Below are 11,456 nucleotides of genomic sequence, written 5' to 3' on the forward strand. Positions count from 1 at the left end.
TGCATGACGAGAGCGGGTGGTCTGCCGGCGACCCGCATTCATGCTAACCACGCGCTGATTGGAACGATGTCTTCAGCGTGTTTCGCTGGCACCGAACTTGAATCGATTATCGCCCGGATTGCCGTCCCTGCGGTCCCAAGAGATGGAAAGCTCGCCGAGATGGCTGCTGGTAACGCCGTTCAGAATGGACCGCTCGGCGAAGAGATCGTGCGAGGGATCAATGAGCTCGCGGCGATCTCGGAAGAAGGCGACAAGCTCACCCGCATCTTTCTGACCCGCGAGCTGCGCAAGGCTGCGGACCTCATCCTGAGCTGGATGCGCGGCGCCGGCATGAGTGCGCGTCTCGACGCGATCGGCAATGTCTGCGGGCGTTACGAAGGCGAGCGGCCGGGCGCGCCTTGCCTGATGCTTGGCTCGCACTACGACACCGTCCGCGATGCGGGCAAATGGGACGGGCCGTTGGGTGTGATCACGGCGATCGCTTGCGTCGCCGATCTCAACCGCCGCGGCAAGCGCCTGCCGTTCGCGATCGAAATCGTCGGTTTTGCCGATGAGGAAGGGGTGCGCTTTGCCTCGACTCTGCTCGGAAGCCGCGCGGTGGCCGGAACCTTTGACGAAAGCGTCCTCAACACACGCGACCGCGATGGCGTGTCCATGCGCGATGCGCTGGTGCAGTTCGGGCTCGACCCCCATCATATCGGCGCGGCCGCGCGAGCCCGGCGCGAGCTGCTTGCCTATCTCGAGCTGCACATCGAGCAAGGTCCTGTGCTGGAAGCGCAAAACCTGCCCGTCGGCGTGGTCACCGCGATCGCGGGCGCGACACGGCTTGCCGCGCGGCTGACCGGCATGGCGGGGCACGCGGGCACGGTGCCGATGGCGCTCCGGCGCGATGCGTTGGCGGGCGCGGCCGAATGCATCGGCGCGATCGAGCAGTTTTGCCGCACCGACGAGGATGGGCTGGTCGGCACCGTCGGCTACATCCAGGCGAGGCCCGGCGCGACCAATGTCATCCCGGGCGAGGTGTCGTTCACCATCGATATGCGGGCACCGACGGACATGCACCGCAAGCGCGCGGTTGCCGATGTCGTCAGGCAGATCGAAGCCATCGCAAAGCGTCGTCAATTGACGCTCCAGCTCGACGTCACCCACGAGAACCGCACCGCGCCTTGCGCGCCCTGGCTGAAGGACCAGATCGCGCAGGCAATTCAAGCGGAAGATTTCCCCGTGTTCGAGCTGCCGAGCGGGGCCGGGCATGACGGCATGGCCATGATCGACATTGCCGATGTTGGCATGATCTTCGTCCGCTGCCGCGGCGGCATCAGCCATCATCCGGACGAGCATGTCGAACTCGCCGATGCCGACGCCGGCGCGCGGGTGTTGCTGCGGCTGATCGAGAATTTTCGGCCGCAGGAAGGCTAAACTGACCCGCAAGTCACGGGATAGAGACACGAATCAGACAGGTCTAGAGCCGCGACGGCCTCCCGCCGAACCACGAGACACCATTCGACGGCGCCTATGAACAGCGGCATCTCTTTTCCATCCCATCGCGAAAACCGGTTTTACCAGGGTGTGGCGGCGACCTTCGTCGCCAACGCGATTCAGGCTGTGAATTTTCTCGGTGATCGACTCATGAGGCAGTCACATCATCCGCTCACGGCCATGGAGGACCTCTACCGGCACTCGATGGACAGCGCCTTTTCGGTAACCGAGTCCTTCCTCGTCACCGGCGCGCCGCACGCCTCTGCGTACTATCCGCGCGACTTCGCCTGGTTCTATCCCGACGTCCTCGACCCCGACACCATCATGGATTCGCAGGATGCGGTGCGGCGGGCTCGTCTGCTCGAAAAGAGCGTCCGCCTGCTGCTGGAAGCGGTTCGCGCCAATGTCGTCACGACGACCATCGTCCCGGCGGGGCGCTTTCGGTATCTCGGCGTGAACTATTTCTCGCGCCCCTCGGATACGCTGCTCGGCATTCTGGCCGGCCTGCAGCAGATGATCTCTGCCGAGGAGAGAGCGTCATCCTTCCTGGCGATGTCGCAATGCGCGCATGCCGGTCGCCTGCTGCTGGCCGAATATGGCGGTGATCTGAAGCGCGCGCTCCTCCAGCTCGCAAGCGAGCTAGAGCCGTTCAATGAGGGCGACACGAGGTGTTTGCTGTGCGATGCCAGTGCTCCGCGCTCCGCGGCAACCGACACGCGCGCCGAGCGCAGGCGTTTCGTCACCAATGCCTGCGTCTACACGACGTTCGTGTGGGGCGTGCAGCTCGGAATCGTCGACGAGAACGAGCTGAAGCGGCTGCTCGGACGCGACCTGGCGCAGTACAAGAGGGACCTGCTCGGCCTGTTCGGCAAGGGTGGCTATATCAGGCATTCCCTGGACGGCCCCACGGGCTCGCCGGTGTTCTCGGTCGCGCTGGATTTCGTCAGCGTGCATCTGGGCTTCTGGGATATGAGCGAGCCGGCCGAGCGCGCGCTGTTCGCGGCCACGGCGGATCTGATCATTGGGGAGCCACGCTTTCGCATCCCCGGCACATTCCACTTCCTGGTGTCCGCGGATAATCCGCGGAACAAGATGATCCACAAGATCGCGGCTCCCGCCTACCAGGGGCGTTCTTCCTGGCCGACGTTCAACGTCGAGTTCGCGGATCGCATGCTGGACTATGACGAATTCTCGGGGAGCGATACCTACCGCGCCTGCGCGCAAGGAATATTGAAGGACATTCGCACCGCGACCGAAGTCCACGGCGGCTATCAGGAACTGATCTCGGAACAGGGCCTGAAATATCGCACCTGGGCCTACAAGGGCGCCGTGGCCCACTCCTGGTTTCCGCGTTTCCTCTCCGTCTGGAGGAGGTCGCACGGAACGCCGCTCCTCCAGTGGAATGACTGAGCGGAGGGGTTATCCCGCCGTCACGTCCACAAGCTCGCCGCCGTCGAGGACCTTGGCCGCCTTGGCGCGGTCGAGGTCGCCTTCCCAGGCGGCGACCACCACGGTCGCAACGCAATTGCCGGTGAGGTTGCCGACCGCACGAGCCATGCCGATGAACCAGTCGACCGACAAAACCAGCACGAGGCCGATCGCCGGGATGCTCGGCACCGCGTTCAGCGTCGCCGCCAGAATCACGATCGCAGAGCCCGGCACGCCATGCGCGCCCTTCGAGGTGATCAGGGAGACGCCGAGCACCAGCAGGAGGTCGCCGAAGGACAGCGGCGTGTTGGTCGCCTGCGCGATGAAGACGACTGCGAGCGTGAGGTAGATCGAGAAGGCGTCGAGGTTGAAGGAATACCCGGTCGGGATCACGAGGCCGACCACGGAATCCTTCACGCCCATCCGCTCGAGCTTCTTCATGATCTGCGGCAGCACGGCGTCGGACGAGGCGGTCGCGAGCACGATGGTCAACTCCTCGCGGAGGTAGGCGAGGAATTTGAGGATGTTGATGCCGGCGAGCGCCATGACGCCGCCGAGCACGCCCAGCACGAAGATGCCGACCGAGACGTAGAACAGCGCCACCAGTGAGACCAGCTGCTTGAGCGAGCCGACGCCGTATTTGCCGACGGTGTAGGCAACTGCGCCGAGCACGCCAAGTGGAGCAACGCGGACGATAAGCCCCATGACGCGGAAAAGCACGGTCGAGGCGGCATCGATCATCGACGTCACGAGCTTGCCTTTCTCGCCGCCGACCAGCGCGAGACCCACGCCGAACAGCACAGCGAAAAACAGCACCTGGAGCACGTCGTTGCGCGACAAGGCGTCGAACGAGGTGCTCGGGATCACGTTGAGGAGGAAGGAGCCGATGCCGCCGCCCTGAAGCTTGTGGGCGTTGTCGGCATAGGTGTTGAGCGCCTTGGCGTCCAGCGTCGAGGGGTCGATGTTCATGCCGTGGCCGGGGCCGAAAGTGTAGGCCAGGACGAGACCTACCACGAGCGCGACTGTGGTCATCACCTCGAAATAAATCAACGCTTTGACACCGACCCGTCCGACCTTCTTGAGGTCGCCCGCGCCGGCAATGCCGTGCACTACGACGCAGAACACGATCGGCGCCACGATCATCGAAATCAGCTTCAGGAAGGCGTCGCTGAGAATCTTGAGGGAAATGGCAAAATCTGGGACGGCCACGCCGAGGATGATGCCGAGGATCAACGCGGCGAGGACCTGGACGAACAGCGATGTGTAGAGCGGTTTTCGCTCGGCGGCCGGGGCCGCGGCAATGGTCGACATGGTGACTCCCCCGTTTTGACGACGTCTCGATCGTCGAAAGGAGCAACTAGCGTGCCAGATTGTCGCGGTTTCGCTGAGGCGGAGGTCTATTTGGTCGCTTTTGCGGTGCGACCGGACACCCGCACCGGCCCCTGGGGCCGTTCGAGGTGCCGTCGGTCACGTGGACGGGCGATTTTGCGGTCGTTCCGCACGCGGGTGGCGCGTCACGCCGCGAGATCCAGCAGCCGACACGATCCGCGTACCAGCACCTTGCGTCCATTCGGCGTCATGACCGGCACGCCGTCGCTGACGACGACAAGACCAAGCTTGACGAGGCTCTCGATGAGATAGGCCTTCGTAACACGACCGTTCGACACCGGGTTGCGAAGCGCCTTCAGAACCTCCCATTGGTCCGGCGTAAGATCGAAGTCGATGTCGTTGCTCATGTTGCCTCAAGCCGTGATGCCATTCGTGCGCCTCTATTAGAGGCGCTGCATGAAGACCGTGCGACGACAATGAGTCGGGAATTCGGTGAGGCGTTTAGAACTTCTCTTCACAAATTGCTGCACGCCATTGCGCCACAAGAGTTAAGATCGCCCGATCATGATCGTCCAGGGCCTCAATCACGTATTGATGATGTGAGTTTGATGCTGGTCCGCGAACTACCGCGCTGCACGGGCAGCGCTGCTGTCTCATTCCGCGTCGCAATATGCACAGAAATCATGGGACGAAGGGTTCGAGATTCTGTTACGCTGATCGCGCGGAATGGCTTCACACGCCAGGAGTGGAGTGCATGAACAGGCTGGTCGAAATTCGCAGTCAAGAATCCCTGTGCCGGGAGCGCGCCGCGCTTGATTTCCAGCGCCGGGTTTTCTGGCTTGCGCAAGCTCAAGAATGGGAGCAGCGCGCGCTTGACGAGATCGCCTATCATTTCCGGGAGTGCAATGTGGCTCACACGGAGCTGGCGCGAAACTGACGCCGGCTGTGGGTAGGGCCTACTGATAAGTCGCCACGATATCGGACACCGCGCGCTCAAGCTGCTGCGCGGTGGCGCACTGACGCACCACGCTGCAGAAGGTCGCATAGCGCGGCATCTCGGAATCGCCAAAACCCCAGGCGAGACGTCCTTCGGGATTGAGCCAGACCAGCCGCTTCGAACGCTCGGAGATGCGGCGCAGGATGTCGGCGCGCGGATCGAGATTGTTGCTGCGGGCATCGCCCAGCACGATCACCGTGGTCTGCGGCGTCAGCGCGCTCATGTACTCCTTCTCGAAATCGGCCAGCGACGAGCCGTAGTCGGAGGAGCCGAAGCCGACCTTGGACATGATCTCGGCCATCGCCTCTTCTGGCGATTTCGTTTCGAGGATGTCGCTGACTTCGATCAGATGCGAGGAGAAGGCGAAGGAATGGACGTCGTCGACCACCTCGTGCAGCGAGTGGATCAGGAGCAGGAAGAAATCCGAGACCTGCGCGACCGAGCCGGAGACGTCGCAGAGCGCCACGATCTTCGGCCGGTCGCGATGCTTGCGCTTCCACGCCGTGAGAAAGGGGATGCCGCCCCAAGCCGCGTTGCGGCGCAGCGTGCGGCGGACGTCGAGATGACCGCGGCGTTGGCGCTTGCGTGGTTTCGAATAGCGCTCGCGCAGGCGTTGCGCGATCTGGCGGATGAGGGCGCGCATTTCCGCGACATGGCGCCGCTCGATGCGGGCAAGCGGCGCGTTGCGCAGAATCTCATTGCGGAGGTTTTCGGCCTCCTCGCGGGCATAGAGCGCAAGCCCCTGCGCGACGGTGTCGCGAACGGCTTCGCGCAAGGCATCGAGCGCGGCGCGAAGCCGCTCGGCCAGTGCCGGATTGGTCGCGGTCAGCTCGTCGAGATCGTCGCGTAGCCGCTGGAGCCCCATGGCGTCGAGGATGCGGCTGGAGAATATGCCGCGCTGGGTGGAGTAGCGGATGTCGGACAGGGAGGCCGCACCTGAGGCGCTGGCGATCGCGGCGCTGATCGCGTTGCGATCCTGCGACAGCAGCATTTGCGCGAGGGGCCCCAATTCTGCGGGAAGCGAACCGCCGCTCGCATCGCTGGCCTCGGCGGACGACGGAGATTGATCCGCGTCCTCCGAAACATCGTTGCTGTTGGCTCCAGATTGTTCCTGCCGCGGCTCCGGCTGACTGAAGAACAGATCGAAACAGTCACCGAGCGCGAGCTTTTCGTCCTGCGACTTGGCGAGCGTCAGAAGGAGCGCATCGCGCAGGATGGTTCGGTCGGAAACGCCGACCTGCGCGACCGCGCGCATCGCGTCGATGCTTTCGGCAGGCGAGACATGGACGCCGGCGCCCCGTGCCGCACGGAAGAAACGATGAATATTTTCGCGCATCGGCGTCAACCGAAGACGTTGGATCGTGCTGCCTTGGCAATGAAGGTCGTGATCTGAGGCTGAGCCGCCTCGATGTCGGCCTCGTATTTCAGGAGCACGTTGAGCGTGTCCTTGACGATCTCGGTGTCGAGCTCCGAGGCCTGCAAGAGCACCAGCACGCGCGCCCAGTCGATGGTCTCACTGACCGAAGGCAGCTTCTTCAGGTCGAGCGAGCGGATTTCGTGGATGAAGCCGACCATCTGCCGCCGCAGCGTCTGCGAAATGTTGGGGACGCGGCTCTCGACGATGCGCTCCTCGAGCCGCTGCTCGGGGAAGCCGATGTGCAGATGCAGGCAGCGCCGCTTCAGGGCGTCGCCGAGATCGCGCTCGCTGTTGGAGGTGAGGATCACCGTTGGCGGCGTGATCGCGGAGACGGTGCCGAGTTCTGGGATCGTGACTTGGAAGTCGGAGAGAATCTCCAGCAGCAGCGATTCGAATTCCGCGTCCGACTTGTCGATCTCGTCGATCAGGAGCACGCAGCCGCCCGGCTGCTCCAGCGCTTGCAGCAGCGGCCGCGGCTCGACGAACTCCTTGGAGAAGAACACGTCACCGAAATCGTGGAGTTGATTAAGTGCAGCGTGCAAGGTCTGCGCGCCGCCAAGGACTTCGCCGAGTTTGTCCTTGAGGATCTGCGTGTAGAGAAGCTGCTTGGCGTATTTCCATTCATAGAGCGCCTTGGCCTCGTCGAGGCCTTCGTAGCACTGCAGGCGGATCATCTTCAGGCCACGCCAGGCCGCGATCGCCTTGGCAAGCTCGGTCTTGCCGACGCCCGCGGGGCCTTCGACCAGGATCGGCTTCTCGATCTGCTGCGACAAATAGACGGCGGTCGCGATCTGCCGGCTCGCGATGTAGCCTTGCGCGGCGAGGCCGCTCTCCACTGCCTCGATCGCTGTCGAAGGCTTCTGTTCAGCCACGAAAAGGCGCTCCCAAAGGTCTTGTTTGAGGCTTGTTCTGCCTGCGTTCACGGCAAAGAACAAGCCTCGTTTGGGAGAGGCCAGACCCGCGCGAGTGGGCGGTTTTTCCGCTCAGCGCAAATAGTCGGGTGGCCACCGGCCGCGCGACCAGTGCCGCAGCAACTCCGGCTTGCGGATCGTCTGTCTGACCTCGGCGCCGCAATCGGCGCATTCATAGACGAAGTCGATCTTGGCAAGACTCCAATGCGGTTCGACCTCGCGCACATACATTGGAAGGAACCCCATGCATGCAGGGCAAATCACAGGCGCGATTTCGATATCCTGATGATGCTGTACATAAGCTGGCATCTCGGCTCTCCTTCGCAGACGACTTCCAAACCCGCGCCAAGGCTACTGCCGGCAGGCGCAAGGCCGACATCAACTCTTTCGAACAGAGGCGGAACGGCTGAGGTTTGTCGTTCGCTGTGACATTCTTGTTACGTCTCTGTACTGTGACGGGCGGACCAAATACCTATCTGGAAAGCCCGATCCGGTATTCGGATTTTGACCTCAACGATAAGGGAGCAACGCCCATGACGCATGCCATTCGCTTTCACAAGACTGGTGGTCCGGAAGTGCTGGTCTGGGAGGAGGTCAGTGTCGGCAAGCCCGGACCGGGCGAGGCACGAATCCGCCATACCGCCGTCGGTCTCAACTTCGTCGACATCTACAACCGTTCGGGCCTTTACCCGGCACAACTGCCGAGCGGGCTCGGTAGCGAGGCTGCTGGTGTCGTCGAGGAGGTCGGGCCCGGTGTCACCGATCTGAAGCCAGGCGATCGCGTCGCCTACGGCGCCTCGCCGCTCGGCGCCTATTCCGAGGCGCGGCTGATCCCGGCCGACCGACTGCTGAAGCTGCCGGATGGTGTTGACGACAAGACCGCGGCGGCGATGATGCTGAAGGGGCTCACCACGCAATATCTGATCCGGCAGACCTATCGCGTGAAGGCCGGCGACACCATCCTGCTCCATGCGGCCGCCGGTGGCGTCGGCCTGATTCTCTCCCAGTGGGCCAAGCATCTCGGCGCGACCGTGATCGGCACCGTCAGCAACGACGAGAAGGCCAAGCTCGCCAAGGCGCACGGCTGCGACCATGTCATCATCTACAGCCGCGAGGATTTCGTGAAGCGGGTGGACGAGATCACTGGCGGCAAGAAGGTGCCGGTGGTTTATGACTCCGTCGGCAAGGACACGTTTCTGAAGTCGCTCGACTGTCTCGCGCCGCTCGGCGTCGCCGCGCTGTTCGGTGCGTCCTCCGGCGCCGTCGAGCCGCTCAATCTCGGTTTGCTCGCGCAGAAGGGCTCGCTTTACGTCACCCGGCCGACGCTGTTCACCTACGCCGCGAAGCGTGAGAGCCTGGTCGCGATGGCAGGCGAGCTGTTCGACGTCGTCAAGTCCGGCGCGGTCAAGATCGAGGTGCACCAGACCTATCCGCTGAAGGACGCGGCCAAGGCGCATGCCGATCTCGCTGGGCGCAAGACCACGGGATCGACCGTTCTCACGGTGTGAACTCCGGACGGGGGCGTGGTGCGGGTCGCTTGGGCCTGCGTCACGTCCGCTCGTGCTTGCGCAGATCGCGGGCGTGATCGAGGCGCAGGGCCTGGACGTCGACTTCTTCGGGCGGGATCCGGGGCAGGGCAGCCTCAGCGAGGATCGTCTCGGTCACGTCTTCGACCGAGTTCTCCACGATCTCCTGGATGAACGAGATGTTCCGATATTCACCTGAGGCGACGCGGGAAATGACCTCGCGCCTGGTGATTTCAGGGTCGACGACCGCCTCGCGGCCGCGGCGCCCATAGTCGATCATCACGACGAAATACTGCATGAAAGAATCCTGCCGTGCCCCATGGTCGGGCACGGCGGAGTATTTCCGAAAAACGGAATCAAGTCAAGGTCAATTTCGAAAAAACGGAAATTGCTGCCTACTTGCTCCTCTTGCGAGGGCGCGCCGACTTGGCGCGCAGCCGCTCCAGCTGGCCCTTGGGCATGGACAGGCAGATCTCGCCGACCCACTCCAGTTTCACGCCGACGATCTGCTTGGCATTGAAGCTGGTGAGATTGACGACGGAGGGGGATTTGCCCCGCTCGATGGTCTTCAGATAGCGCTCGCCGGTCTTGAGCCGGACCACGGCCTCCTCGCCGTAGAAGCTCGACAGCGGATGGCGCTGGTCCTTGTAGACCACGATTACGTCGCCGCTCTCGTATTTGGGCAGCATCGAATCGCCCACGATCTCGAATGCGATGGTCTCCTCCATGATCGGAAAGGGCAACGCGATGTCGCCAAGGCCTTCGGGGGGAACCTGCTCATAATCCGGCTCGATCACGGCACCGGCCCCGACGCGGCCCATGATCGGCGCGAGATTGAGCTCGAGATATTCCATGATCGGAATGATTTCTGAAGCCTTCACCAGGCGTTCGCCGCCCAGGATCTCCGAGACAGCGCCGGGGCGAACGCCCATGGCAGCCGCCAGACCGCCCTTGCTCTTGCCCGTCTTTTCCAAGCCCCGTTCGATCATTGCCGCGTCCAACATGTGATTCCCTCGATTGTCCGTCGCTCCGCCTCTTGTAATCCGAAATTCGGAATTGATGCAATTATGAATATCAGAATTATCGCTTGACTTGGGCTTCGGAATACCGGAATGTTAGCTCCGCCTCGCGATCGTGCGATCGGAGGAGGCGCATCACAGGACAGCAGCATGGAACCGGGCCATTGGCCGTCGGAGCACTCCGACGCGCTTCGCGACTATTTTCTCAAGGGAATGTCTTATGCGGAGATCGGAAGACAGATTAACGCAAGGTTTGGAACGGCTTACACGCGCAACGCGGTGGTCGGTCGCGCCAAGCGGCTCGGGCTGATCGCGCCGGTGCGGACGACGAGCCCGTCGATCGTGCCGGTGCTACCGTCTGGAGCCTGTTTCCTCCCGCACCGTCCCGCGTTACTGAATCTGCCGCCGAAATCCGCGATGAAGCCTGCCGCGCCGGTCAAATTGCGCTGCGTCGGCGTCCAGCCGCGCCTGGTCCCGTTGGTCGAACTCGCCAGCGAGGACTGTCGCTATCCCTATGGCGGCGACAAGGACGGGGAGGAGATTACCTTCTGCGGCCATCCGCGTGAGCCGGGCTCGAGCTATTGCACGCCGCATGCGCGCCTGACGCGTCGCGCCGGAGCTGGCTCCGCGCGCGTCGCCGGCCCCGTCGTGCTGAGGCTGGTCTCCGCCGCCTGATCCCACGACCGCCCGTTCAATCGTCAATTTCGCAAGGAGTATCCGAGTGGCACGTGTCCGACGCAACAGATCCTACAAATTGGCGAGTGTCTACGACCGACGCTCACGCGAGATACCGTTCAATGCCGAGGTGGCGGAAGTCGAGGTGGACAATCCGCTGGCGCTCGACCCCGGCGAAAAGATCATGGCCGTGCGGTCGATCCGCAGCGATCCGCTCGGCCGGCTGCACGCGCACCGTCAGATCGACGAGGCGCAATATCGCGGCGGGCGCGCCTTCCAGAACGATTGGGAGAGGGCCGAGCGAGGCCTTCAGGCAATCGACGCAACCCGCGAATATGTTGATGGCGCGCGCACGCGCGAGCCGGTCACCGAGAGCCAGCGCCAGGCGGTGCTGCGGCTGAACCGGGTCGAGCGCGAACTCGGCACCGACGGCGCCGCGCTAGTGCACGACGTGTTGGTGCTGGGCCTGACCATGGACGAGATCGGCCAGCGTCGCGCCGTCCGTACGCAGCGCTGGACCGACTATTTTGCCCGACGTTTTCGTGAATGCCTGGATCGGCTGGCGCTGATCTATGGCTTTGCGACGGAAACGGGGACACGGCGCGCAGGCCGGCTCAGGACAGGGGGTGTTCGGGAAGGGTTTCTTCGGTGGCTAGGTCTTCGACGAGCTTGATG

Annotated in this window: 13 protein-coding genes; 6 read left to right on the forward strand and 7 right to left on the reverse strand. The window is 63.2% G+C overall.

The genetic code is table 11. The features are described from left to right. The first annotated feature begins 159 nt into the window (after positions 1–159). Positions 160–1,419 (forward strand): allantoate amidohydrolase, encoded by a 1,260-nt coding sequence (locus AC0L3P_RS34800; protein WP_473308739.1) that lies wholly within the window; start codon positions 160–162, stop codon positions 1,417–1,419. A gap of 96 nt (positions 1,420–1,515) precedes the next feature. Then, positions 1,516–2,889: a hypothetical protein gene (locus AC0L3P_RS34805; protein WP_473308740.1), complete on the forward strand. Its 1,374-nt coding sequence runs from the start codon at positions 1,516–1,518 to the stop codon at positions 2,887–2,889. Positions 2,890–2,898: 9 nt separating this feature from the next. On the opposite strand, the gene AC0L3P_RS34810 is transcribed toward AC0L3P_RS34805, so the two are convergent. Further along, positions 2,899–4,218, reverse strand: a complete 1,320-nt coding sequence (locus tag AC0L3P_RS34810; RefSeq protein WP_473308741.1) for a dicarboxylate/amino acid:cation symporter — start codon at positions 4,216–4,218, stop codon at positions 2,899–2,901. 203 nt (positions 4,219–4,421) lie between these two features. Continuing rightward, positions 4,422–4,643 (reverse strand): hypothetical protein, encoded by a 222-nt coding sequence (locus AC0L3P_RS34815; RefSeq protein ID WP_473308742.1) that lies wholly within the window; start codon positions 4,641–4,643, stop codon positions 4,422–4,424. Positions 4,644–4,990: 347 nt separating this feature from the next. On the opposite strand from AC0L3P_RS34815, the gene AC0L3P_RS34820 reads away from it, so the two are divergent. Beyond that, complete coding sequence (locus tag AC0L3P_RS34820; RefSeq protein WP_354210254.1) at positions 4,991–5,173, forward strand: hypothetical protein; 183 nt, start codon at positions 4,991–4,993, stop codon at positions 5,171–5,173. A 19-nt stretch (positions 5,174–5,192) separates the two neighbouring features. Here the strand turns inward: AC0L3P_RS34820 and AC0L3P_RS34825 are convergent, their stop codons facing one another. From AC0L3P_RS34825 to AC0L3P_RS34835, 3 genes are all read right to left on the reverse strand, one after another. Further along, entirely contained in the window at positions 5,193–6,569 is a 1,377-nt protein-coding gene (locus AC0L3P_RS34825; RefSeq protein WP_473308743.1) for a vWA domain-containing protein, read from the reverse strand. Between the two features lie 5 nt (positions 6,570–6,574). Next, complete coding sequence (locus AC0L3P_RS34830; RefSeq protein ID WP_007601482.1) at positions 6,575–7,522, reverse strand: AAA family ATPase; 948 nt, start codon at positions 7,520–7,522, stop codon at positions 6,575–6,577. Positions 7,523–7,633: 111 nt separating this feature from the next. Beyond that, a complete protein-coding gene (locus tag AC0L3P_RS34835; protein ID WP_473308744.1) occupies positions 7,634–7,870 on the reverse strand; it encodes a hypothetical protein in 237 nt (78 codons plus the stop codon). 224 nt (positions 7,871–8,094) lie between these two features. On the opposite strand from AC0L3P_RS34835, the gene AC0L3P_RS34840 reads away from it, so the two are divergent. After that, positions 8,095–9,069: a quinone oxidoreductase family protein gene (locus tag AC0L3P_RS34840; protein ID WP_473308745.1), complete on the forward strand. Its 975-nt coding sequence runs from the start codon at positions 8,095–8,097 to the stop codon at positions 9,067–9,069. Positions 9,070–9,109: 40 nt separating this feature from the next. Here the strand turns inward: AC0L3P_RS34840 and AC0L3P_RS34845 are convergent, their stop codons facing one another. Further along, positions 9,110–9,385, reverse strand: coding sequence for a hypothetical protein (locus AC0L3P_RS34845; protein WP_473308746.1), 276 nt, complete (start codon positions 9,383–9,385; stop codon positions 9,110–9,112). 97 nt (positions 9,386–9,482) lie between these two features. Continuing rightward, complete coding sequence (locus AC0L3P_RS34850; RefSeq protein WP_007601486.1) at positions 9,483–10,091, reverse strand: S24 family peptidase; 609 nt, start codon at positions 10,089–10,091, stop codon at positions 9,483–9,485. A gap of 165 nt (positions 10,092–10,256) precedes the next feature. Here AC0L3P_RS34850 and AC0L3P_RS34855 point away from each other — a divergent pair, with 165 nt between their 5' ends. Next, on the forward strand, positions 10,257–10,781 hold the full coding sequence (locus tag AC0L3P_RS34855; RefSeq protein ID WP_473308747.1) for a GcrA family cell cycle regulator: 525 nt from the start codon (positions 10,257–10,259) through the stop codon (positions 10,779–10,781). Between the two features lie 46 nt (positions 10,782–10,827). Then, positions 10,828–11,454: a hypothetical protein gene (locus AC0L3P_RS34860; protein WP_473308748.1), complete on the forward strand. Its 627-nt coding sequence runs from the start codon at positions 10,828–10,830 to the stop codon at positions 11,452–11,454. The last annotated feature ends 2 nt before the right edge of the window (positions 11,455–11,456 follow it).

The organism is Bradyrhizobium sp. WSM4874, assembly GCF_055811835.1.

Excerpts from the sequence above, each read along its gene's own strand:
- AC0L3P_RS34850 (WP_007601486.1), bottom strand. The coding sequence starts at position 10,091 with ATGTTGGACGCGGCAATGATCGAACGGGGCTTGGAAAAGACGGGCAAG.
- AC0L3P_RS34800 (WP_473308739.1), top strand. The coding sequence starts at position 160 with ATGGCTGCTGGTAACGCCGTTCAGAATGGACCGCTCGGCGAAGAGATC.
- AC0L3P_RS34840 (WP_473308745.1), top strand. The coding sequence starts at position 8,095 with ATGACGCATGCCATTCGCTTTCACAAGACTGGTGGTCCGGAAGTGCTG.
- AC0L3P_RS34815 (WP_473308742.1), bottom strand. The coding sequence starts at position 4,643 with ATGAGCAACGACATCGACTTCGATCTTACGCCGGACCAATGGGAGGTT.
- AC0L3P_RS34820 (WP_354210254.1), top strand. The coding sequence starts at position 4,991 with ATGAACAGGCTGGTCGAAATTCGCAGTCAAGAATCCCTGTGCCGGGAG.
- AC0L3P_RS34835 (WP_473308744.1), bottom strand. The coding sequence starts at position 7,870 with ATGCCAGCTTATGTACAGCATCATCAGGATATCGAAATCGCGCCTGTG.
- AC0L3P_RS34855 (WP_473308747.1), top strand. The coding sequence starts at position 10,257 with ATGGAACCGGGCCATTGGCCGTCGGAGCACTCCGACGCGCTTCGCGAC.
- AC0L3P_RS34810 (WP_473308741.1), bottom strand. The coding sequence starts at position 4,218 with ATGTCGACCATTGCCGCGGCCCCGGCCGCCGAGCGAAAACCGCTCTAC.
- AC0L3P_RS34845 (WP_473308746.1), bottom strand. The coding sequence starts at position 9,385 with ATGCAGTATTTCGTCGTGATGATCGACTATGGGCGCCGCGGCCGCGAG.
- AC0L3P_RS34825 (WP_473308743.1), bottom strand. The coding sequence starts at position 6,569 with ATGCGCGAAAATATTCATCGTTTCTTCCGTGCGGCACGGGGCGCCGGC.
- AC0L3P_RS34805 (WP_473308740.1), top strand. The coding sequence starts at position 1,516 with ATGAACAGCGGCATCTCTTTTCCATCCCATCGCGAAAACCGGTTTTAC.